This is a genomic window from Spirosoma jeollabukense, assembly GCF_054777855.1.
Genome location: NZ_BAAHAD010000013.1, coordinates 71,597 through 95,925 on the forward strand (window position 1 = coordinate 71,597; position 24,329 = coordinate 95,925).

Annotated in this window: 19 protein-coding genes; 9 read left to right on the plus strand and 10 right to left on the minus strand. The window is 49.8% G+C overall.

Features of this window, described 5'->3' with window-relative positions; translation table 11 throughout:
- Positions 1–10 precede the first annotated feature (10 nt).
- From ACYVEA_RS29805 to ACYVEA_RS29815, 3 genes are read left to right on the plus strand one after another with little or no spacing between them, the layout of a single operon-like run.
- Positions 11–979, plus strand: coding sequence for an efflux RND transporter periplasmic adaptor subunit (locus ACYVEA_RS29805; protein ID WP_461117022.1), 969 nt, complete (start codon positions 11–13; stop codon positions 977–979).
- Complete coding sequence (locus ACYVEA_RS29810) at positions 969–4,061, plus strand: efflux RND transporter permease subunit (protein WP_461117023.1); 3,093 nt, start codon at positions 969–971, stop codon at positions 4,059–4,061. Before ACYVEA_RS29805 ends, ACYVEA_RS29810 begins: the two co-directional genes overlap by 11 nt.
- A gap of 2 nt (positions 4,062–4,063) precedes the next feature.
- Positions 4,064–5,080 (plus strand): YncE family protein, encoded by a 1,017-nt coding sequence (locus ACYVEA_RS29815; RefSeq protein ID WP_461117024.1) that lies wholly within the window; start codon positions 4,064–4,066, stop codon positions 5,078–5,080.
- Positions 5,081–5,126: 46 nt separating this feature from the next.
- Here the strand turns inward: ACYVEA_RS29815 and ACYVEA_RS29820 are convergent, their stop codons facing one another.
- Both ACYVEA_RS29820 and ACYVEA_RS29825 read right to left on the minus strand, forming a co-directional pair.
- Positions 5,127–6,863, minus strand: coding sequence for a hypothetical protein (locus ACYVEA_RS29820; RefSeq protein WP_461117025.1), 1,737 nt, complete (start codon positions 6,861–6,863; stop codon positions 5,127–5,129).
- Complete coding sequence (locus ACYVEA_RS29825) at positions 6,853–7,461, minus strand: RNA polymerase sigma factor (protein ID WP_461117026.1); 609 nt, start codon at positions 7,459–7,461, stop codon at positions 6,853–6,855. The genes ACYVEA_RS29820 and ACYVEA_RS29825 overlap by 11 nt, the downstream gene beginning before the upstream one ends.
- A gap of 172 nt (positions 7,462–7,633) precedes the next feature.
- Between ACYVEA_RS29825 and ACYVEA_RS29830 the strand changes: the two genes are divergently transcribed.
- From ACYVEA_RS29830 to ACYVEA_RS29850, 5 genes are all read left to right on the plus strand, one after another.
- A complete protein-coding gene (locus tag ACYVEA_RS29830) occupies positions 7,634–8,476 on the plus strand; it encodes a hypothetical protein (protein WP_461117027.1) in 843 nt (280 codons plus the stop codon).
- A gap of 11 nt (positions 8,477–8,487) precedes the next feature.
- Positions 8,488–9,273: a LytR/AlgR family response regulator transcription factor gene (locus ACYVEA_RS29835; RefSeq protein ID WP_461117028.1), complete on the plus strand. Its 786-nt coding sequence runs from the start codon at positions 8,488–8,490 to the stop codon at positions 9,271–9,273.
- Positions 9,274–9,343: 70 nt separating this feature from the next.
- Positions 9,344–9,952, plus strand: coding sequence for a PepSY-like domain-containing protein (locus ACYVEA_RS29840; RefSeq protein ID WP_461117029.1), 609 nt, complete (start codon positions 9,344–9,346; stop codon positions 9,950–9,952).
- Positions 9,953–10,126: 174 nt separating this feature from the next.
- Complete coding sequence (locus tag ACYVEA_RS29845) at positions 10,127–10,525, plus strand: acyl carrier protein (protein WP_461117030.1); 399 nt, start codon at positions 10,127–10,129, stop codon at positions 10,523–10,525.
- A 12-nt stretch (positions 10,526–10,537) separates the two neighbouring features.
- Complete coding sequence (locus ACYVEA_RS29850) at positions 10,538–10,753, plus strand: hypothetical protein (protein WP_461117031.1); 216 nt, start codon at positions 10,538–10,540, stop codon at positions 10,751–10,753.
- Between the two features lie 93 nt (positions 10,754–10,846).
- Here ACYVEA_RS29850 and ACYVEA_RS29855 read toward each other — a convergent pair whose 3' ends face one another.
- The 8 genes from ACYVEA_RS29855 to ACYVEA_RS29890 form a co-directional block, all read right to left on the minus strand.
- Positions 10,847–11,446: an HD domain-containing protein gene (locus ACYVEA_RS29855; RefSeq protein WP_461117032.1), complete on the minus strand. Its 600-nt coding sequence runs from the start codon at positions 11,444–11,446 to the stop codon at positions 10,847–10,849.
- Positions 11,447–11,770: 324 nt separating this feature from the next.
- Positions 11,771–12,937, minus strand: coding sequence for a cytochrome-c peroxidase (locus tag ACYVEA_RS29860; RefSeq protein WP_461117033.1), 1,167 nt, complete (start codon positions 12,935–12,937; stop codon positions 11,771–11,773).
- Between the two features lie 319 nt (positions 12,938–13,256).
- Positions 13,257–14,702 (minus strand): metallophosphoesterase, encoded by a 1,446-nt coding sequence (locus ACYVEA_RS29865; protein WP_461117034.1) that lies wholly within the window; start codon positions 14,700–14,702, stop codon positions 13,257–13,259.
- Between the two features lie 129 nt (positions 14,703–14,831).
- The gene (locus ACYVEA_RS29870) at positions 14,832–16,259 is read right to left on the minus strand and encodes a hypothetical protein (protein ID WP_461117035.1); all 1,428 of its coding nucleotides are present in this window, start codon (positions 16,257–16,259) and stop codon (positions 14,832–14,834) included.
- Between the two features lie 39 nt (positions 16,260–16,298).
- Positions 16,299–19,073, minus strand: coding sequence for a TonB-dependent receptor (locus ACYVEA_RS29875; RefSeq protein WP_461117036.1), 2,775 nt, complete (start codon positions 19,071–19,073; stop codon positions 16,299–16,301).
- Positions 19,074–19,101: 28 nt separating this feature from the next.
- Positions 19,102–20,067: a metallophosphoesterase gene (locus ACYVEA_RS29880; protein ID WP_461117037.1), complete on the minus strand. Its 966-nt coding sequence runs from the start codon at positions 20,065–20,067 to the stop codon at positions 19,102–19,104.
- 31 nt (positions 20,068–20,098) lie between these two features.
- Positions 20,099–21,994, minus strand: a complete 1,896-nt coding sequence (locus ACYVEA_RS29885; RefSeq protein ID WP_461117038.1) for a hypothetical protein — start codon at positions 21,992–21,994, stop codon at positions 20,099–20,101.
- Positions 21,995–22,024: 30 nt separating this feature from the next.
- A complete protein-coding gene (locus tag ACYVEA_RS29890) occupies positions 22,025–23,053 on the minus strand; it encodes a YncE family protein (RefSeq protein ID WP_461117039.1) in 1,029 nt (342 codons plus the stop codon).
- 519 nt (positions 23,054–23,572) lie between these two features.
- Here ACYVEA_RS29890 and ACYVEA_RS29895 point away from each other — a divergent pair.
- Positions 23,573–24,328, plus strand: a complete 756-nt coding sequence (locus tag ACYVEA_RS29895) for a phosphatase PAP2 family protein (RefSeq protein WP_461117040.1) — start codon at positions 23,573–23,575, stop codon at positions 24,326–24,328.
- The last annotated feature ends 1 nt before the right edge of the window (position 24,329 follow it).

Sequence of the window (24,329 nt, forward strand, 5' to 3'; positions counted from 1 at the left end):
GACCTCATCCATGCCGCCACTTTTGACTAAACAATTGTATCTGTTCGTGCTTATCGCGTCGCTGTTTCTGACGGGCTGCGGTTCGTCGTCAACAACTACCGACACGAGTACGCAGACGGCCGCTTCCGACGCTCTGAGACCCAAAACACCGGTGGACGTAACGACGGTAAAAGCCGACTCATTCCGGGAGGAAAAAACGTTTCGGGGCATGACGTATTACCTCACCAGTGGCGACATCAAATCGCCGATTGCGGGTTACGTAACCAAAGTATACGTCAAAATTGGCGATCAACTCCGCAAAGGATCGCCCCTGTTCGGACTGGAAACCAAGGAAGCCTATGCGCTGGGTGGCAAAAATTACCTCAATGACCCAACGCTCAAAGACATTGGCCAGTTGATCATCCGCGCTCCTGATAAGGGTCTGGTCACGCTGGTGCAAGCCGAAGAAAACGAGTATGTGCAGGACGGTACGGCACTGGCCTCCTTCTCGGCACCCGACATGTTTGTCTTCCTGATCGAAGTACCCGTCGAGCAGGATTCGTCGGTGCATGTAGGCAGCGTTTGCAGCATTCAGCTACCGAATGGTCGGCGCATTGCCGGACGGATTTCCCGAACGTTGCCCATGACTGATTCGCTTTCGCAAACCGAACGGTTCGTGGTTAAACCCGATCAGCCAATGGTGTTGCCCGCCCGACTCCAGCTCAACATCACGTTCACCAATCAGCAACGTAACAACGCCCAGTCTTTACCGAAAGAAGCGGTCCTGGCCAATGAACTTCAGACCGATTTCTGGGTCATGAAAATTATAAACGACACGACGGCGGTAAAAATCCCCGTCCAAACCGGCCTCCAGCGCGAGACACGTATCGAAATTCTCAGCCCACGGTTTGGCCCCAAAGACCGTTTCGTTAGTAAGGGTGGCTACGGCCTGGCCGATACCGCTTCCATAATCATAAACCGCCCCGCCCATGCCCACTGAACAGCCTGGCTTTTTTCGCTTTCGCAAGCCGATTCTGGGGCTGCTTCTCCTGCTGCTGGTAGGCGGCATTTTCGCGTACCGAAGTATCCAGGTATCCTTATTCCCTGAGCGAACATTTCCTAAAATAAAAGTCATTGCCGATGCAGGTGAACAGCCCGTGGAGCTGATGATGGTAGCCATTACGCAACCGCTGGAAAATGCCGTCAATCAGGTGGAAGGCGTCGAAATGGTACGTAGCACCACCAGCCGGGGCAGTTCCGAACTATCGATTTACCTGAACTGGTCGGTGGATATGGATGTCTCATTACAGCGCGTCAACGCCCGGATCAACCAGATTCAGAATACACTACTGCCTAATACAATCCTGTCGGTGGAGAAAATGTCGCCGTCAATTCTGCCTGTGATGGATTTCGCGCTGACCTCGACCAGTCGTGATTTAATCGAACTGCGAAAGCTGGCTATCTACACCATTCGGCCGTATTTAAGTCGGGTAACGGGCGTATCGAACGTGCAGGTGATGGGCGGCCGAACCAAAGAGTACTGGATTGTGCTCCAGCCTGACAAACTAGCCAGCCTGAACGTAACACCGGTGGCCATTACGACCGCTCTGGCGGCAACGAACTTCATCCAGGCCGACGGACTGGTTTCGGATTACAACCGCCTGTATCTGACGCTCACCGATGCGTCGGTTCATTCCCGACAGGATGTCGAAAATATCATTATTCGCAGCGATGGACAACGAGTACTTCGTTTAGCTGACGTAGCAACAATCGAACTGCATGAGCAACAGGAATACACCAAAATTGAAGCGAACGGCAAAGAAACGGTACTGGTCAACATCGTCAAGCAGCCGTCGGCGAATCTGATTAGTTTAAGCGATGGCATAACCCAGAAAGTTAAGGAATTAAAGAACCTGCTTCCCGCCGACGTAACGCTGACGCCCACCTACGTTCAGGCAGATTTTGTGACCGACGCCGTTAAAAGTGTGACTGACAGCATTTTTATTGGGCTGGTGCTGGCCATTGTCGTCACCAGCTTATTCCTTCGGTCACTAAAAGCCAGCTTCGTCATTCTACTTACGATTCCCATCATCTTGGCGGCTTCGATTTTTGTGCTGTTTGTAATGGGTTACACGCTCGACATCATGACGCTGGGCGGTATTGCAGCCGCCATCGGCCTGATTATCGACGATGCTGTCGTGATTGTGGAGCAGATTCACCGGGTAGAAGAAGAACCCGGCCGGTCCGCCGGTGCGGTGGATTCGCATGAAGGGAAGTCGGATGCCAGGACGATCCAGCAGGCCATTAGTTACCTCTTTCCGGCCATGGTTGGTTCATCGCTCAGCACCATCGTTATTTTCATCCCTTTCTCGCTGATGAGTGGTGTAGCGGGCGCGTTCTTCAAAGTGTTGGCCATGACGATGGTCGTTACGCTCACCTGCTCGTTTCTCATTACGTGGCTGGGGCTGCCGGTAATTTATGGTCTGTTTAGTTCGGGAAAGAAAAAACAAAATGATACGGCGACCCACCCCGCCATTGGCAACATACTATCCGTTTTCATTCACCGGCCCTGGATCGCGCTGGGCCTGGCCGGAGCGATGGCGCTCGCCGTTTTTCTGATCTATAGTCAGCTAGAAACGGGTTTTCTGCCCGACATGGATGAAGGGTCCATCGTTCTCGATTACCATTCCGCACCCGGTACGTCGCTGGCTGGAACCAATGTTATGCTCGATGGAGTCGATCAACAGATAAAAACCATTCCGGAAGTAGCCGCTTATTCGCGCCGTACGGGTGCACAGATGGGCTTTTTCATTACCGAACCCAACGGGGGTGATTACCTGATTTCGCTCAAAAAAGACCGAACCCGCTCCACCAATGAAGTCATCGACGAGTTGCGCGGAAAAATCGAAGCGACCCAGCCGGGACTGACCGTCGATTTCGGTCAGGTGATTGGCGATATGCTCGGCGATTTGATGAGCGAACCCAACCCCGTGGAAGTGAAAGTATTTGGTGATCAACCCGCCGAACTTCGCCCCCTAGCCGATCAGGTTAGTAGCATCGTGACCCAGGTACCCGGCACGGCCGACGTGTTCAATGGCATCACCATCGCCGGGCCTTCAGTAGTATTTAGCCCAAAATCCAGCGCCTTACTGCAATATGGCCTGTCACCCCTCGACCTGCAAAATCAGTTGACGACCCGGCTGATGGGTAACGAGGTCGGTAATATTCTGGAAGGCAACCAGTTCATCAAAATGCGTTTGAAGTACCCCGGCACAAGCAGCGATCTACAACTTCTCAAGCAAAGCCCCGTTTTTACCGCCGATGGCCGCAGTCGTTTATTATCCGACTTCGCTAATGTACGGGTCGATTCGGGGAGTGCGGAGATTCAGCGGGAAAACCTCCAGCCGATGGTCGCAATTACGGCTAGTCTGGCCGGTCGAGATTTGGGCAGTGTGATGGGCGAAATTCAACAGAAAGTAAGCACAGGCGTAACGCTTACATCTGGTCAGCACATCGAGTACGGCGGAGCCTTCGCCCAACAACAGCAATCCTTCCGGGAGTTGCTGCTCATTCTGGTATCAGCCTCGCTGCTGGTGTTTATCGTGTTGCTGTTTCTGTTCCGCGATTTGAAAGCCGCCGGACTGATTCTGTTCATTTCGGTATTAGGCGTATCGGGGTCTTTTATTGCCTTGTTCATTACCAAGACCCCGCTCAACGTGGGTAGCTATACGGGCATTATTATGATCGTGGGTATCATTGCAGAGAACGCTATTTTCACGTTTCAGCAGTTTGCCATTCACCACCAAACGGCCCTGGTCGCCGAATCCATTGAGTTTGCCATTTCAGCTCGTATCCGGCCCAAACTCATGACCGCCACCAGTGCCATTATCGCCCTGATGCCGCTGGCATTGGGCATCGGTACGGGCGCGCAACTTCATCAGCCGTTGGCTATTGCCGTGATTGGCGGGTTTTGCGCAGCCTTACCCTTGTTGCTCCTGATTTTTCCCGGTCTATTGCGATTAGCCTATAAAGACAAACCAGTAAACCAATTGATTGACAAACCAATAAACCAAGTAGGATGATTATGAAAACGTTCTGGATTTCTGCCGTATGCCTGTGTTTAACGGGCTCACTCTTCGCTCAATCAGCAAACTATCACCTCGTTAAGAAAACCACCATCGGGGGCGAAGGTGGCTGGGATTATTTACTGGCCGATGCAGAAGGGGGCCGGCTCTACGTATCACATGGTACGCAGGTGGAAGTGCTTGATCTGAAAAGTCATGAGAAAGTTGGCGTCATTACGCCGACTCCGGGTATTCATGGCATCGCTGTTGTGCCCGGCACCAATGTCGGCTACACAACAAATGGCCGCCCTAACACAGCAACGATGTTTGACACGAAGACGCTCAAAGCCAGCAAAGAAATCCCGACGGGCAAAAAACCTGACGCGATCATGTACGATGCTTTCTCCAAACGGGTCTTCATCTTCAACAATGAAGGCAATAGCGCAACAGTGCTGGATGCCACTACGGGCAACGTAGCAGGAACGGTTGAACTGGGTGGTGCGCCTGAAGCTACTGTCACCGATGATCACGGAACGATTTTCGTCAATCTGGAAGATAAAAATGAGGTAGCCGTTTTCGACGCCAGGTCGCTGGTGGTCAAACATCACTGGAAATTAGGCAAGGGCGAAGAACCGACCGGACTGGCTTTTGACAAACCGCATCATCGGTTGTTTAGCACCTGCGATAAGGTCATGGTAGTACTCGATTCGCAGACGGGTAAGGTGCTGGCTGAAGTACCCACCGGTAGCGGAACCGATGGTGCCGTATTTGACACATCGACTGGCTCGGCTATCAGTTCCAATGGCGAAGGCACGTTAACGGTCGTGAAGGAAGTAAAACCGGGTAACTTCGGGGTCGTTCAAACCGTGCCGACCATGCGTGGTGCCCGAACCATCACCATCGATCCAAAAAGTCACCATATTTTCGTAACAACCGCTGAATTTGGTCCGGCACCAGCTGCCACGACGGAAAACCCAAAGCCCCGACCTGCTGCGAAGCCGGGAACGTTCATGGTGCTGGAATACGCAGCCAAGTAGCATTGATCATTGCTGGATGGTTAAGGCTATCTAGCAATGTTTACGTTCACTTCCCCAAACGATACAGAACTTGCAGGTTTGCCCCCCAGGAAAGCTCGTCCCGTTTATTCTCAACCGGGCGAAGTTGCGGACTGATAAAAGGTCCTGCCCGAAACAACCACTTTTTCCAGGATCGTTCTACGGACGTACTCAGTATGAGGTTGTTGACTGTATGAATGTGATCCTTACTCCCTGATAACTCGTGTTCTGATGACCGGCCGTTTTCCCGATAATTATAACTCACCGTACTACGTTCCCAAAGATTTAACTCTGTGCCGAGTCCCAATCGTAATCCCCATTGCCGCCCCAACGGGTAATGATAGGCTACCTGGATGGGTACCTGAATGAGCAGTGTCAACTGACTAATATCCTCAATGTCAGACGAGGAAGGAACTTGTGAAGCGTATGTCTGGCGAAAATCTTCTTTCTGATGTTCGTTAAAGTCCTGTTCGTCCCGATAATGAAATCCCTGGTTATAAGCGAGTTGTAAGCCAGCCTGAACGCTCCAATGTCGCTTGACCATGATTTCTCCTAATAAAGCTCCTCCTACCTGATCGCTACCACCCGTAAGGCCAGCTCCTATTCGATATTGCGCGTTGGGTACCGATAAACTGGGCATTGCCAGGTGCCAGGATCGGCGAGGGGCTTTAACGGCCAATTCGCTTTTAGGAACAATAAGCGATCGGCTAGGCGAAATGATCGCTAATTGATTTGAGGCAGCGCCCATTTGCAAATTGGCTAGCGGTTCAATAGATATCATTGGGCGATTAACTACTGAGACCGATACGCTTGAATGGGAATTTTCCGGTTTGACGGGCGTAATTCCAGTCGTTAGCGGGTTAGAAGTAGTCCGTTGATTCTGGTAACGGGAATAATTTGTTGCCAGCAACTCATTTTTCTCGTTACCTGAGACGGTTTGTTTTTTGCCAAAACCCGTTTGTCGTCGAGTAGTCGAATGGCGGCTGTTTGCCCGTGTAGTAGGTAATAGACTACTGTTTGGAAAATCGCTTCCCATCAGTTCTATTCCCGAAGAAGAAGGATTCAGCAGGGTATCTGTCCCATTAGTTGGCCTTGACTTTTCTGTAGTTGAACGCTCTCCTGAACCTGACGGCAAAAGCACTACTGATTCATTAGTTTCTGTCTGTACCTGACTCGATCGCTCACGTCCTTCACTTCGTTGATTCCGTTCAGACAATATATTCGTCGGAGCTTGTTCAGCAGCTCTTGCCTCCGAACGAGGAGTACCTACTTCCGATTGCCTTGAAACCACTTCCTGCCCGGAGGGTGGTAATTTCGGACGTCCCATTGCTACCGAGCCAATAGGTTGAATGCCCGTTGGCTGACTGGCATCTGTCTGATCCAGTAGCTTTTGGCGAGTGGTTTCGCTGGCGGTATTCGGCAATGGTGTCGATTCAATCGAATTGCCGGATCGGGTAATGTAGACCGTATCATGGCGAATTATTTCGCCGGATGCCGTTTTATCAACCGGTCGCTGAGCCAGTGAATCAATCGATGACTGTAAATGTGTATTTCGATAGTTCTGGATTACGTTATAGGATAATGAACCGATTAGCAACAGGCCGCTTCCACCATATAGCAATAGCTTACCCCACCCAAAACCGGGCAGCGCAGGTTTGTTCGCGTTAACAAAACCCTGTATGCGTTCGACTTCACCGGAGTCAGCCTTGGCGGGCAGGCCCAGCAGCTTGCGCCGGAATTCCTCGTCGAATCGGTCAGTTTTCATTGAATCGCTGATTGGGCCACGTATACTGTTGATACAAAGCCGGGTAGTGTAGTTTTATCATGAGTTGCAGTTTACGGCGGGCATCGCGCAGGTTCGATTTGGACGTACCTTTCTGAATACTCAGCAGATCGGCAATTTCGCGATGGGAGTACCCTTCCACGACAAACAGCGTAAAAACCATTCGGTAGGCCGGAGGTAGTTGTTGCACCATCGCCAGAATCTCCTGCGCTGAAATAGCCGCAATAACATCGTCGTTCCAGTTAACTACGTCTAGATCATCAAGACTGAACATATGAGCCCATTTTTGATTTTTTCGGTAATAGTCCACCGCCGTATTCACCAAAATAGTTCGCAACCAGGCCTTAAACGGCTGCGTTGGATCATATCGATCCAAATGGGTGAATACCTTCAAAAACCCTTCATTAATAATTTCTTCCGTTTCGTGCGGATGCGCCGTATACCGCTGACAGATGCTTTTTGCATAGCCTAAAAACTGGCTAATCAGGCTACGCTGCGCCCGGTCATCACCAGCCAGACAGGCTTGCAGGACACTGGCCAGATCATCTTCCGAGAAGCGGGTTTTCTTTTTAAAAAACAAGGGCTGCGCAGGTTAATGAGAGGTCAACCAATCATCTATACGAAGGTCAACTCACTAAGGTGGGGTGCGAATCTGTTTTTTTTCTGAAGATTTTTTTGACGAGCAACCCCACCCTTCACTCGCACCTGTCGTAATGGTAATTGAAGACAAACAAACTTCATCTATTGCTTTTATGAACGCATCTCACCGATTTATTGGACTTGCCCTGTTCATGGGCCTGTTGAGCGCGCCATTTGTATATGGTCAGGATAACATTATCCTGAAGAACGGCTCCGAAATTCAGGCCAAAGTGCTGGAAGTATCGCCCGGCCAAATTAAGTACCGACGTCAGGATAATCCCGATGGGCCGATTTACACAACGGGTACTACGGATGTATTACTGATCAAATATGCCAACGGCACCAAAGATGTATTGGGTCAGTCAGCCAATCGCCCACCGCGTACGGCACCTGCTCCTATGAATCCTACTGGCTCTGAAATGACCAATTCAATAGGCAATGCCGCCCTCGGCAGACTGGGCTATCATACGGGCTTTTTCAGCCGCTATTTTACGAATACTGCTGGCGAACGGATTGATAATTCTGTAGCTCGGTCACTATTGGTTGAACACCCAGACGCCATGCGGACTTACCGGCGTGGGCAGTCACTACGTCGATGGACATATGTGGCGGCTGGTACAGGTATAGCGTTGATTGGAGCCGGTGCGGTCGTTGCAGCAGTTGGTGATGGTGGTTTTGGGGGCAACGAAAGCAATCGGCGGGACGGTGTCAATACGAACTCAACGACAACTGCCGATGAGCGAAATCGTCGGGGAGATCATGGTTCCACGGAAGTTGGGATAGCCCTGGCCGGTGGTGGCGTATTACTGGTCGTTGCTGCCATTATCCTTGACCACCGGGCAACCGTACAGTTCCGGCGAGTGGCTGACCGCTACAATCAGCTACAACCCGCCACAAGCCTCCGCTTCGGAGCGAGTCAGCGCGGGCTGGGCGTCGGCATGGTCTATACGTTCTAATTCTGTATACCATGCTCCAAGCCATTGCTTTAGACGCCGACCCATCTGCGCTAGAAATTCTGGATACGTTTTGTCAAAAAACAGGCAACGTAGTGCTTTCCTGCACGTTTACCCATCCCTCCGAAGCCCGTCAGTATTTACATCGCCATCCAGTTGATTTGGTCTTTATGGACATCAATTTCCCAACCGAATCGGGCATTGATTTCTGGCAGTCTATTCGTCAACACGGAACAGGACATATAGAGGCAGGCCAGCCCCCAATGGTCATTTTCACAACGGCATCCAGCGAATATGCATTGGTCAGTTATGAGCTAGAGGCCATTGACTATTTACTAAAACCGTTCGCTTATGACCGGTTCGAGCAGGCCGTTCAAAAAGCGGCTTACTTCGCCAACTGGAATCGCCTGCCCACTGCCCAGCCAAGCACGTATCTTTCGGTGCGGGTTGACGCGGGTTTAGTCCGGATTAAACTCGCTGATATTGCGTGGATTGAAGCCTTGAGCAATTACCTGAAAATCCATTTGTCGGATCAGCGCTTCCTGGTCGTACGGATGACGATGAAGGCCATACTAAATGAACTACCTGCCACTGATTTTATTCGGGTTCATCGATCCTACATCGTCCCCATTCACCGGGTGCAGGCGATACATAACAAGCTGATTCGAATCGGCGAAAAACGAATCCCGCTGAGCAGCAACTACGACGATCAATTTGTTGCGCGTGTGCACGCGTACCAGCCTTCGTCCCAGTTTTTGCCACTTTCGTCACATAGGCAATCGCCCCTGCAACAGGCTTAGGGCAACGTTCGTACTGGCTACTGAAGACGAAGACGTCTAAATCCAGTAAAACAAACACAGCAAAAACACTATGAAAAATCTGCTTATGGCCGTTACGACGGCCCTGCTGTTGGTAGGCCTTATTTCGGCCTGTACACAAACCAGTGTAGACTCAGCAGCATCAACCAGCCTGGCCGATGCTCGGATTGCCTCCGTCACCAGCACATCAGCCGTGAGCGGTACCTGCGTGAAAGGGTCCAGTGAAACTGTTGTTAGTGCGTCGAGTTTACCAGCCGCCGTGCTCACTTACCTCAGTACCAACTATGCGGGTTATACGATCGTACAGGCCGAACAGGGAATTAACCTCAACGGTGGAGCTACGTATTATGAAGTCACGTTTACTTATAACGGGGCAACTAAAGAGCTTCATTTCGACATGACCGGTGCCGTTCTGGCCGAGATTGGCCGCGGAAAGGGTAAAGGTAAAAGCGGATCAGGCGGCAATACCGAGACAGTCATTACTGCCGATAAGCTACCAGCCGCGGCCCTGACCTATCTGAGTACTAATTTTTCTGGCTATACGCTGGTGCAGGCCGAACAGGGAACGGATAGTAGTGGGGCTACCTACTATGAAGTGAAGTTCACCTACAACGGGAAGACCAAAGAGATTCACTTTGATGCGAACGGCGCTTTGCTTTAGTAGACTTTTTTACTCCTTCATACACAGGAGTTTTATGTAGAAATCAGGAATCAGTAGATACGCCAGGTCAGCTTGATCTGGCGTTTTTTAAAGTTACTGACCTGCCGACCTCGATCAGCACGTAAACCCGAACTCGTTAATTTTCCTACCTATAACCCAGACAGCCAATCGCTTATGATTACGTTCACTCATCTCTGCCGGTATATCGATCAGCAATTCACCCTACCGACACCAGACATCAAGCCAGATCACCGCTTGCAAACCGATTTGGGCCTAAACGCGATGGAGGTCACCGAAGTGGTCGTTTTTCTGGAATTACTGTACGGGGTAACCTTACCAGACGAGACGTTAACGCCCTCCCTTTCTGTAACGCAATTGTGTTCGCTCATTGAACATTATAGGAACAGCCAACAGGCAGATTCAGCCTTTCTGGTGTACCGAAATCCTCGGCTAGTATTCTCCAGAGCCCGTTTGGACCGAAACCCAATCGTCGTGAAAAATCTGTGCTGGAATTCTACACTACATCAAGACTTGCTCCTGAGTGACTCCGATGTCCAAACCATACGGATATAAGTCACAGAATTGATGACTATCCCGATTTCGATCGATGCCGACCACCACCTGACGGATGTATTTGATGTGACGGTTTACATACTGCTTTGCACTAAGGCGGAGTTAGCCTATTTGAGAGATTCCGAGAGTATACGTCCGATGGCTCCTGATTTTCCTCAGTTTTCGGCGTTAGCTTGTCGAATGGAAACGGATGTAGATCGTCATTTTGGCGGTAAAAAAGGGGAATGATTATTGACAGCATGCTAGCCAATACATCGAAACTCTGGAAAATTCTGGCTGGCCATCACTCAGTATATTCGGTCGGTGTAAATCACGGCAACTTTAGTTTGACGAATCAGCGAGCAAGGCGATATTATTAGCTTTCCCTTCTGCCAGAAACTTCTGGCAGTACGTGGTATTGAATTTATGGGTTTTTAGAAGTTTCAGCGATGAAGCGTCCCAGCCGTCAATGGCCTTCCCGCTTAACAGAGTCTCCTGCTTCACCAGATTGTCAATACGACTAAACTCGTCAGTACCAAAATGGTATAGGTCGGCATCACAGAGAATTTTTTCAGGTAATGAATGGGGACACTGTGGCATTTTGGTCGCCATGATGCACTGTTCCACCTGGGCAATAAGTAATGGGGAAACCTCCGCCTGGCTGCTTAAAAAATCCCGGGCAAGCTGAGCACTTTTTTCTTCATGCAGTGGTGGAACTACAAAAAGATAGCCCGTATCATGAAACCAACTGGCCACATGAAGAATAAATTGGGTATTGGCATCCAGTTCATAATGGGCCGCGATTTGCCCGGTACGTTGTACGACCGTTTGGGTGTGCTCAAGATTATGATACACGAGAATCGGCGACGTATAATTTCTAAACAGCAATGTCACAGTCTGTATGGTCTTCTCCTTGAGCAATTCGATGAATTGAAGCGTCATGCTAATCCGGATTTATACGATGATCAAATTACCAGTTTGATTTATGGCCAGCCGTTGATATAAAAAGCTCTCTTTTCTACTTTGTCAATACGTTGGGGCGGAGATGCCAAAGGCGCCTATGACTACCTATACGATAAGTATATCCGAAAAGAGGGGAATCAATCAAAAATTATTTACCCTTCCGTTTGACGGAAGGGTAAATAATTTTTAGACGAATGATCATCAACTTTTACAAAAGGCGGAATAAGTTCGACCGTTTCAGGGGTCCTGAACCCACGGCCATAAAGTAATCGACGGGGTAAATAGTGCTAAGTATTAGTCACTTCACCGAATATTTCCTCCGGGATTTAACTTGCTGGGCACACTTGCGGGAATACTTTTGTCGAAGTTACTGTCCGTGAGTGCCGTGAGAAAGGCCACAATCTGTGCCTGCTCATTGTTGCGCAGGTTAATGCGTCGTACTTGCGTGTCTAACTGTTGCCGCCCTACGTGCGGATTTTGGGAGTTCCCATCACCAATTCGGTCATAAAAGGCGACCACCTGATCAAGTGTTTGGAACACCCCGCTATGCATGTATGGAGCCGTTAAACTTACGTTACGCAAACTGGGCGTTCGAAAGGCATACGTCCCGCCCGCACCCCCATCCGAAGCCGCCAGCTTTGCATTATCCGGCACCGACAGGACATGAGCCTGATAATCGGAAAACATGGTGCCCGAATGACAAGTAGTACACCCTTCATTGGTGAAGGTCTGTAAGCCCTGAATCTGCAAGGCCGTCATGGCCGTTTTATCCCCTTTTTGATAACGGTCGAAAGGCGAGTCTGTAGCCGTCAGCGTCCGCTCAAAAGCCGCCAGTGCTTTCCCAATGTTAGTGGTAGTAATGGACTGTTGTGTGCCGAATGCCTGCTGAAATAAAGACTGGTAGTCGGCAATAGTGCTCAGCCGGGCAACTAGGCTATCCATTGTTAGTATATCAGTGTAAGCATGTCCCCGCATTTCTTCAAAGGTCGTCAGCGGCCCATTGGCCTGGAGTTCCAGACTAGCCGTGCGGGAATCCCAGAACATGGGAGCCGTTGTCGGATTAAACAAGCCATTAGCATCCATGCCGTTATAGGCCGTATTTAAAATGGTCTGGGAATTCCGTTTCGTAAACGACACATCATTGGGTAACAGAAAGTGGCGGGCACTTCCATACCCAACGGCATTTTCTCCTAATGACAGGTCAAGCCCATCGGTGTAGGCATTGTTGGGGTGATGGCAGGTAGCACAGGCAACATCTTTACTTCCTGATAAAATTGGGTCCCAAAATAAGGCTTTGCCAAGGGCTACCTGAGCTTGACTGGTAGTGGCATTGGTTGAATTTGGAGTGGTGATCGCCGTCGAAAAGGCGGGATTCACCACATCTGTTTGTTTGGTGCAGGCATTCAGGATGGCCACCATAAACAGGCAAAATGAGACCATTAGTACCCATAGCTGTACATTTCTATCCATTTTCATCAACGTGTGATCGTTTTTTGTTTCGATGCCGTCCGTGTATACCTACAATTGTTCCTGAAAATAGTGGCTTACAGTACCAGTTGACCAACCCAACCCATTGATAGCCATAAACACAGCTCGGTTTTACAGGATTACGACCGCCCTTTAGCTTCTGTTGCATTGCCTGACCGATTAGTGACGAAGGCCCTAAATGCTGGGATGAAACGCTGAATGTGTTCATAAAAAACCTTCAGGGTTTACCTCACACATGCAAAAACAGGGGTTTCAGGCGACAAATTGAATCGCCTGAAATCCCTGTTTTAGGGAAAGGAAATTACTTGGTTACCTTGAATGAATCGAGTTCTTTACCGTTCACATCAATCTGGCGGATAGTCAGATTTTTGCCGTCTACGTCGGCTACCGTGAGGGAGTGTACATTCGAAAAAAACTTGTCCGTAAATCGCTGCCACGAGTCGGGGTCGTTGTTTTGCTCGGGGTTATACAGCGTTTGACCACCTGCGCCCGTCACCAGATAAATGATGCCTTTTGGTTTGGTGTTTGTCTTCCCGTTAAACGATTTGTCGAGTGTCCATTGGCCGTTGACAACCCGACCACGGGCCGATTTAGCACCCATACTCGCGACCAGCAAAACGCCTTTTTTATCTGGAACAAAGGTCAGCGGGAAAGAGCGCTGGTAATTATGCACGTGTCCCGTGAACACTACGTCTACATTGCCCTTTTCAAAGATGGGCGACAGAAGCCGGGTGTGTTGCTGCTCATAATGCTCGCGCGCCGAGTTGAAGCCGGGGTGGTGGAACATCACAAACCGCCAGGTAGCCTCTTTAGCACTGGCTAAATCAGCCGAGATCCAGTCCTGCAACGCTTTATCCGTAAAATCAACGTAGGGGTTCGAGTCGATTACGGTCCAGTGGGCATTGGCGTAATCGAAGGAGTAATTCGACATTTTCATATAGGCATCACCAGCGGCATCGGTAAATGCTTTGCGATTATCGGCCGAGGCCGTCATCGTCGGCACAAGTGGGCCACCTTCTGTACCCGTTAGGCCGTTTAAGGGCTGATTCCAGTAATAGTAATACGCCAGCGCATCGGGGTATTTGTCCAGATCACGCGTATCGGTATCGTGGTTGCCCGGAGCCACAATCATCGGCACTGACCGTAGTAGCGGTGCCCCTGCCGTATCAACCTGGTTGGCGTTATAGATCGGCCAGAAGCGAGATCGATATTCTGAAATCAAGCCCCGTTCATAAACAATATCACCCGGAACGACCACGAAATCTGGTTTCGCTAAATAGGCGCGGGAAGCCAGTTTTTTCTGAGCGGGCGTTTCTGCCCCAATATCGGCAAATGCCACAAAGCGGTACGGCTGGTCGGCTTTTTTCGAGGCTTGTGCTTCAGCGGTAAACACGACCTTGCCCGCTTTCGACACCCGGTAGTTAAACTTGCTGCCCGGCGTCAGACCCGTAAACGCTGTCTGAAAAACCCGGTGTGGCTCAATGCCAGCCACCGCCACCCGAACGGACGTAGGGGTTTCCGTTTTTTTCCAGGGGCCATTGCCTTTAGGTTGATATTCAACTGTCCAGTCGGTGCTCGCGTCGGGTGCGTGCCAAAGCAATTGAAGGCTTTCGGCAGAAGGCGTGGGACCAATCTGAAGATAAGGCCGCGCAATGAACGGGTCATCCGTTTTTTTGTCCTGTGCCGAACAGGCTTGGGCTACCACAAACTGAGCCAGTAGCAACAGGAGTATAAGCTTGTTTTTCATCGATGGCTATTTGTTAGAGGATCAAAAAGTTAATACACAGAAAAGCCCAGAGGTAAAAGGAGATTCCCCGAGTTCGGAGTGCTTCTCTTTTTATTCCTGGGCATCTCTGAGGGATAAATCGTACAGTTTTTAGTGCAGATTACCCTTGCCATTGCTTGGGTAGGCACCGATATCGGTACTCGGTGGCGTGATTTCCGATGAACCAAAGTTGGGACTCACCGGCACAACCGTCAGCGGACTGAAACTGGTTGTGCCTTTGCCAATAGCGGGTGACGTTGATAGTAGGCGGAAGTTCCAGGTGCCTACATACGTAACATCCGATATTTTCTTGGTTGCCACATAGGGCAATGGGAAGTTCACAAACTGTGGGTTGTTTTTCTGAACCACTGCCGACCCATCATAGACCTGACCAGGTTTATAACCAGCGGGCAGGAACGTTGAAGGCGCTGGAATGTCAGTGGTTTGTGGTTTGGTGGTGAAGAGAACCGGATAAATCTGGTTGGCCATTTTCAGCGAATCAACATAGTTGTAGTTATTACCGTATTTGATGTTGGCCGTATCGGCTACTACCAGCGCGTTGCCTGCATACGACTGCGTAGCACCGACGATGCGCGGGCCATATTTACTATCAACCATTAGGTTGTTATAATAACCCCCTTTTGCACCTTCCTCAAAGTTAATCGAACCGCCCCGGCCATCTTGCGCCCGGCGATATCCATTTGCCACCAGCGTGTTGTTATAGAACATCAGGTTGGTTTGTGGCTGGCCGGGCTTCTGACCATTATTAGACGCTTTAGGGCCGTTCGTGGCAGCACCAATTACTACGTTATACGCGAAGTTACCTACCGTACCGCCTTTCACGTTCCAGGCTTCGCCACCCGTGAACCCGCACTTTTCGAAGGTGTTCCGCATGACATTGTACTTACCACCAAAGGGACGCATTGGATCATCGACCGAGCCATAAATCCAGGAATCTTCCAGAACCACGATGCCATCTGAGTTAGCCGAAGAGACTACGTACGCTTTGCCCCCGTTCGCAATAAAGGACACAGGCGAGGTCACGACTGTGCCGCCCCCAAACTCCAGGTGCGTCCACTTGATGATGATGTTTTTGAACGTCGTTTCACCCAGGATACCCCCCCACAGACCCGCATAAGCCGGATCTTTAGTTACATCAGCGCCAGGGGTATCGGTTTTAGTCGTATTTGGAACGGTGAAATAGATTGGCTTTTCCTGTGTACCCAATGATAAAAACGAGCCTTTCACGATGAAACTCCACACGCCCTTGCCATCGAAATATACCTTGGCCCCGGGCTGAACGACCAGCGTATCACCTTCATTGATAAATACATCGCCGGTAACCCGGTAGGTCGAATCGGCCAGGAGAGTCCCTTTCACGACACCCGACAACGGCGTTTTCGTGCTAATGGCAACACCCGCTTTAAAAAACGGAGCCGATACCTGCACATCTTCTGATTTGCTGCAACCGGTAAGTCCGGCCATCAGCCCGGCAGCAACGGTAACAGCTGCCAAACGGAAACGAATCTGATAGTTCATAGTTGAAAAAAAATAAAGAAGCAATGCGTGATGAAACGATTAGTGTTTATAGCGGAATCCGATCAGATAGGTCTGACCAAACAGATCTTTCTGCACCAGAATCCGATCGGTGCGGAGTTGCTCCGGCAGACTACTCAGGGTATTGGGCTTCAGAATCTCGGAGATGATTGGGTTATTGAGCAAATTGGTCAGCTTGGCAAAGACCGAGAATCGGGTACCCGAAGCCCGGTTCGTCCCAAAGCGCTTCTCCGCCGAGAAATCCAGTTGCGACGTACCCCGCTGCCAATAATCCAGATTCAAATACGGCGACACGACGTTGATCCGCTTCCCCGTGTATACCCAGGCTAGTTGCGCGTCGACATTGATCCGCTGATTTTTATACACCAGCGACAGGTTCGCAATGTGATCGGACTGTCCCTGTAAGGGCCGTGTCTGCGATGCATTGGTCACCACGGTTGCCCCTTGGGCATCACGACCATAGACCAGTTTTGAGGTCGTAATACTCGATTTGGTAAAGGTGTAGTTACCCGTTAACCCCCAGTCACTGAACAACTTGGCAAACACTAATTCAGCGCCAAAGTTGGTCGCCGTACCGAAGTTAAGCGGCTGGTAAAGCGTATTGACCTGGCTGACCTGGTTAAAGCCGTATTCAATCGGATTCTGGATGTTTTTATAAAACCCACCGATCAGCAATTGCTGACTACCGCCCGGAAACAGTTCATACCGCAAGTCAATGTTATCGGCAACGGTATGCTTGAGGTAGGGGTTACCCGACTCGGTGTAATAATCACCAGGAAACAGGGCCGGAACCAGTTCAAAATAACCCGGTCGGCTGATACCCCGGAAGTAGGAGAACCGGACATTTTCCAGGGTCGACAAATGATACTTCAGGTGCAGACTTGGTAAGATATCCAGGTAATTGATTTTCCCCGTTTTCCCCGTCGAGGTGACTGGAAGTTGTGATACATAGGCCTGATTGGTGTTTTCGAAGCGAACGCCACCCATCAGTTGCCAGCGACTCGCCAAGGTAACTTTCCCCTGCACATAGCCCGCTGCAATTTGCTCTTTAGCCGTATAGTTGTTGCCATTCGCACTATCCGACAAGGCCGTGGCTGTGGGGAAGAACGACAGGGTTGCCTGATTGATGGTCGTGTACACCTGTCGATCGCCACCGGGTAATACCGTCGACAAACTGTAATCATTGTAGTAATTAGTCCGGTCTTTATGACGGTACATGCCGCCTACTGACACTTCCGCATTAGCCATCGGATAGTAGCTCAGGTTAAGGTAGCTCGTTAGATCGCGGTCACTGTTGCGCGTCCAGATATAACTCACCGGGTTAATGAACTGCGATCCGGCGATGGGATTGCCGTTTATATCGGGTTCTACCCGGTAGGTAACGCTATAGTTGGCCCAACTCGGCGTTTGACTCTTCGCCTGGGAATACACCGCCGACCAGTTCAACTTAAGCCGGGCATTGGTTGGATTTCCAACTAGAATATGATCGCCCTGCAAGGTGGCACTATAGATGTTCTGCCGCCGAAACACCGACCGTTCACTGGTGGTAATATCCCCAAATTTGGTCAGTTGGTCGCCCAGAATAGTTCGGTGTTGTTTATCGTCGAGCTGCATAAAGAGGCCGTACAAACTCAGTTTGTGACGATCCGTAAACGCATAATCGAACTTGGCATTCAGCCCCGTTCGGGCCTGTTCATTGGAATTAATCCGGTTATCGACCGAGGTGAAAATAGGCGTATTGGGCAACGGGTCCGGACTTGGCTGGCCGTTGATGGTGAAAAACGTAGTGGTGCCACCCCGATAGGTATGCTGGTAACTACCGCCCAGTAAAAAGCCCAGCCGGTGATTGAAAATCCGGTTACCGATGGATAGGCTAAACAAGCCATTTACGGGCAGTGACACCTTGTTGTAATTGAGCGACGTGCGCGAAAACTGCGACGGTTGCGCGTAGGCCGTGTTACTGCCCATGATCTCCGAGGGCGAACGGAAGTTGATGTCTTTGGTGCTGAATCCCTGGAAAGGTTGTTTACCAAAAATCTGGCTGTATCCGCCCGATGCGGTGGCCGACAGGGTCAGGTAATCGGGGGCCGATTTCATAATCATGTTCATCGAACCCCCAATGGCATCGCCTTCCATGTTGGGCGTCAGCGCCTTCACAACTTCTAAGCGTTCGAGCAGATCGGCCGGAAAAATATCCATCGGCACGTAGCGGTTTTTATTGTCAGGACTAGGAATTTTGATCCCGTTGACCAGCGTATAATTGTACCGCCGATCCATACCCCGGATGATCGCAAATTGCCCATCGCCTGTGCCATTCCGCACCACCGAAACGCCTGAAACGCGCTGCAATACGTTGGCCACCGTAATGTCAGGTAATAACGAGATGGCTTTGGCACCAATGATATTCAGGACATTATCGGCTTTCTGCTCGGTTTTTCGGGTGTTATTCTCATTTTCCCGATCACTGAAAGCTGTCACGACTACTTCGGTCAAGTCGTGGCTACTTTCCGCCAGGGTAAAGTTTTGGATGAACACATCATTATTAACGACAATCGTTTTATGCGTTTTCTGGTAACTCACATACTGAACCAGATACGTGTACGTCCCGGCAGGAACCCCTTTGATGAGGTAGTTGCCATCTAGCCCGACCGTACCCCCGAATTTGGTATTGGCCAGACTTACCGTCGCGCCAATGAGTGGTTCGCCGGTTCGGGAATCCATCACGGAGCCTTTCAGCGTAGCCGCCTGCACCGCAAGCGATCCAAGTAGTAGCAATACGTATAACGTAAGTTTCATAGTTATGGCGTCAAATCGTTGCTATTCATTAGTTGCCCTGCACCATAAGCGGCTCAATCTGAAATAGCCCCGGTGTGGCTGGATTGATCGTCACTTTTACGGCATGGATATTATCTTCTCCGAAGAGTTGTAGCCGGGTGAAATTGTCGAGGTCTTTCTTGCCCTTGCCACCCTTCACGTAGACTGGCTTATCGACCAGAAAAATGTGCGAATCACCATTGACCAGCAGCACGGGCTTTTTAAAGTCTACGGTCAGATTCTGGAGCTTTTCTTTCAACGCGATAAAGGCATTCGCTTCCTTCGCGTCCTTTGCCGGGTTGTACATATCGGCCTGCGTGAACAGCACCACTGCGATGTTGTTAGCCGCTTTCGCCTGAGAAAAAACTTCATCCAACCAGGCAAGATTGGCCTTATTCCGGTCGTAGAATTCGGCATTGTTCCCCTTCGGGTCGGGGTAAAAATTGTTGTTTGTCCCAACGATGTGGACGGTGGCAAAAGCGACATTTCCGTGCTGCCAGCGGTTGTTTTCAACGTATCTGGCAAACTCTGGATGCCTGGCCTGGGAGAGCATCGGCAGTTTCGATTTGCCCAGACTGTTCTGGCCGTCGAAGAACAGTTTCCGGATCGTGCCCAGCCGCTCGTCGATGTCATATTTACCCGGTGTATGTTTGTTACAATCGGTCCACTCATTGTCACCAGGCGTATAAATCAGCGGTTTTTCAAACTGATTGAAATAGCCGTGAATCTTTTTGTAATACGCATCCGAGCAATCGTTCTCACTCGACTTGATATCACCGACGTGCACATTGAATACCTGATTCTGTTTGTTCACATCCCGAATCAGATTCTCAAAACGGCCATAGTCTTCGGGAAGATTATAGGGCATATCGCCGAACGCGACAAAACTAAACGGTGCCTGCTGAGCCTGAGTCGAAAAACCCAGTAGCATCAAGGTGCTAAAGACCAACAGGAAAGAACTTTGTCTTTGTTTCATGGGTATAAAATGGGTCATTAAACGGGTTGGCTTATCGTAGTTTTACGTCACGACAGACCGTCCCAAACGTTTCGGCATTGACCGCTTTTAAGCTGACAGTCGGGCCATTGACCAAAATCAGGGCCAGTACGGGCGGTTCGGTGAAATATTGAAACTGCTTCATCCAGGGCGTGGCCAGCATTGCGTAGGGAGCCGAACCTCCTCCCCCATTGTTGAGGTGGTAAAACGAACGGCTCAGTTTCAGCCTGGGTAATGCATAACTTTCCGGATACATCGGTGTATCGGGCGTTACATGCAGGAAAGCGAAGTTGTGTTCGTCCCCTGAAAGGAAGGCCAGAAACTTTTTGCTCTTGTTGACACACAAATCCAGCAACTGATCCCTGCGCTCCAGAATACCCGTTTTCACTGGCTTTCCGGCTACTTCCGGCCGTTCAGCGTTATTACCCTCGTACCACATGGCACCGTTCGCATGATCGCCATTGGGGAAGACCGCACTGTGTACATTGACAAAAATGTGGTCGATGGACGGGTCTTTCTCCAGTTTCTGGATGGTTTCGGTCAGCCACTTGAACTGCGCATCCATGATGTAGCCTTCCGGCGATCCATCAACTCCTGGATAATGTGACTTCCAGTACTCGGTATTCAGCACGATCATCCCTACATTGTCGTAGGTATAGTAGTACACATTTTCCTGATAGGTCGGGAAATCAACCTGCTTGTTATCAGGGTCGTAGCTTGCACCATCCTCGCTGGCGGGGCCATTAGTTGGGTGAACAAAAGCGCGGGCAAACGTGGCCTCCCCCGATTCGGTCTGATAGGGAAACCGATCGATCTTCGGATTTTTCTTTGTCTCCGGGTCGGGCGCAAACGTCAAGTAATTCACTTCATGATCGCCCATACCGGTATATACTGGGATCTTGTGCCAGAACGGTTCCAGCGCCCGCTTCCAGTTCGTATACTCCATCAGGTGGCCATCTTCACTCGGATTTCCGCCGGTTGTCAGATCGCCCGTGGCCTGCATAAAAACGGCTCCATTCAGCATGGCAGCGGCCATAATTGCCCGCGACGACTGGTAATTCGTGCCACCGAAATCACGCTCTCCACCGCCTGTTGTCCCTCGATTCGCACAGGCAAATGCGAACGTAAACGGCTTGCGACTACCCGAAGCAGGTGCTGTTTGGAAACGATGCTGATCGCTCCGGGCGGCATACGTAAGGGTATATACGTAAGCCATTTCTGATCGTAATCCACTGATCGTGATCTCATGATGCGTTGTTTCCTTCGGATCACTGAACGTCTGGTTGCCAACCGAAATTGTCGTCTTTACCGGCACCTGCGTTTCATACGAAATAACGCAGCCCGTCGATGTGAGGTTGTTGATAAAGGGCCCTTCAATAACCGTTGGTACTACGGTATAAGGCCCTTTTCCCGTGAACGCCACCCGACCTTCGTAGATGATCCGTCCGGCATTGTCAAGTGCACGATAGCCAATAACGCCCTGACCTTTTTCAATTAGCTTGAAGAAATCGTTAACGGCTTTAATTGTGCCTTTGATATCCAGCAGAGCTTTTCCATCCTGAATGGGTACCGTGCGGGGTAGAAACGCAATGGCTGGATATTCGGCTTTTTCATTGTAGGGCCCATAGGCCACAGTTCCTGTAAAACCCGGTTTACTAAAATTCAGGAGAATACCCGTTTCATTACCAACCGGATTGCCTACCATCTGCGTCAAAGAATAGACATCTTTTTTATCCAGGTCAACCAGTTTCTGACCGTTTCGTGTCAGGACCAACTGGCCTGTTTCACTATAGTTTAAGCCCGATAAAACTCGGGGAATTGTTGGCTTAGCCGATTGCGCCTGGGTAAATAACGGGCAAAGCGCGGCCAGACAAGCCACCAATAAGGCTTTATGAAGGACTGACAACATGTGTAGTTGGATAATGAGTTATTTGACCGTTTACTGCTTTTGACTAGGCCCGTACACGTATACTCCGAACGTTCCGGGCGTCGGTGTTTTCCCATCGGCCTGGTAGTCAGCCCCGCTTAAGTAAATACGATGCGTTGTGCCCCGATGAACCATTGTTTTCTGGCCAGGCTTCGTGGGAAGCGTTTGAACCACAGAATAGTTGTCGGCCGAATCTTGGTGAATAATCGTGACATTACCCTCGCCATTTGAGGTCATGATCAATTTTAGATCTTTCTCATACACCACTGCATCGACACCACCACCAATTGGCAGGCTCTGAACGATTTTACCAGTCGACGCATCCATCACCACCAGCGCCTGAGGTTTACGACAAACCGAAAACAACCGGTTTGTGCTCGCATCGAAGGCAATCCCCGTTGGTACACCGCCATTAGGTGCCACAGAATACTTGTTTTTTACCTTGAGTGACTTCGCGTCGATCTCGAAAATCTCGTTGGTATCTTCGTTGTTATTGAAAATACTTCCTTTCTCGTTGGCGACCGCAAACTCGGGGGCGCCACCCATGTCTACCGTGCCAACCACTTTATCGGTTGTGGCGTCGATAGCTACCGCATCTCCGCTGCCATTGTTAAAGACAAAAATCCGCTTTGTGCCCTTATCGTACATAATGGCGTCGGCCTTTTTACCCGGAACCGAAATCGTTTGCAGGACTTTGAACGTATTGTAATCAAAAACAGTGATCGTGTTGTCTGTTCCGTTGGTGATGTAGCCTTTGTTAAGGTCTTTCGCCAGACCGATACCGTGCACCCCTTTCAGGCCGGTGATCTCACCAATTTGTTTGTTCGTGTTTAAATCAATAACATGTACCCGATCAAAGTGCGATACGAAGAGCCGTTCACGTTCGCCATCCATTTTTAGGTAATCCCATTTGCCATCACCCGTAGGCAGATTGATTTTCTCAATAAAGGAATACGCAGGCGTAGTTTGCGCGGTAACATGTACGTGGCTAGCGCCTATCAGGCAGGCAGCAACAGCAATTTTTTTGATTAAAGAGACCATAGGTTGTCGAATGAAAAGGAAATTGTTTCGATCCTTTTCGCCAGCAAACTTATAGACTATTTCTAAGACATAACATGTCAGTAATTCGAATTAATTATTTGATAATAAGCAATTTACAATTAATTAATATTGATTTATTATATAACAAAAGACATAACCGATCGACTGCTTTCCAGGGCAGATCTAGCGGTTATGGCTACAATATGGTTGGTTTGGTTAGCGGCTAAAGTCCACGTTTGGACGTTCCATTTTACGTTGGTTGCGTTTTACTGTATAGCTGCCGAGTGGCATCATGCGTACAAAAGTGATGGCCAATTTTGAAGCAAATCTGAAGTTGATGCAGATTTGATCTGCTTCTATCAATATGTCAAGCTACTCCTCTACTAATCCTAAACAGTAGCGCTGTCAACGGTAGGGGTTATTCCCCAAAACCAGGATCGGGGTAATCTTCAAAGTCTCTTCAGAATGCCATCGTTAGTTTGTATTCATAATCTCTGTTCTAGTGTAAGAACTAACCGAATGACGACAAACCAACTCCAACACCATATTCATCATCGCTTTGGCCGATTGGCTACCCGTTTCCCAAGTCTTGTCAGCTGGCTGGTCGAACGTTTATCGACCGAGCATTTCCGAGGTTTACCGTTGACGGTGCTTGTCGGGTTGATGATCGTCAATGTGATGGTGCTTTCCGAAATTGCCGAGAATCTGGTCAATGCTGAGCCAATGGTTCGTGTCGATCACGGATTCACCCAGTGGCTCTTTCGGGAGCGAAGTACGCCAATCAGCCAACTGCTTTATGCACTAACTTGGCTAGGTTCTGCTTATGTAACGATTGGTTTGACGCTGGTTGGATCAGCGGTTTTATATTATCAAAAAAAGACGCGTAACATCATAACTCTCTGGATTTTAATGGCGGGCGTCGGCTTATTTGTTCAGGTTGGTAAACGAACATTTATTCGGGCACGCCCGACAGAAGTGGCCTATTATACAGAATCAGGTTATTCATTTCCCAGTGGGCATTCAGCTACAGCCATGACGCTTTACGGATTACTCGGTTACTGGCTGGTTCGGGGGCGTCGTCGCATTCGAAATCGGTGGCTGGTGGGTTTCTGTGCCGTTGGGTTGATTTTGGTGGTCGGTTTTAGTCGAATTTATTTAGGCGTTCATTTTTTGAGCGACGTATTGGGAGGCTACCTGCTAGGTGCCTGCTGGCTGATTGTTGGGATTGTGCTCACCGAATGGCAGCGAAGCAATCACGCGTCCAACGTTGCCTAGG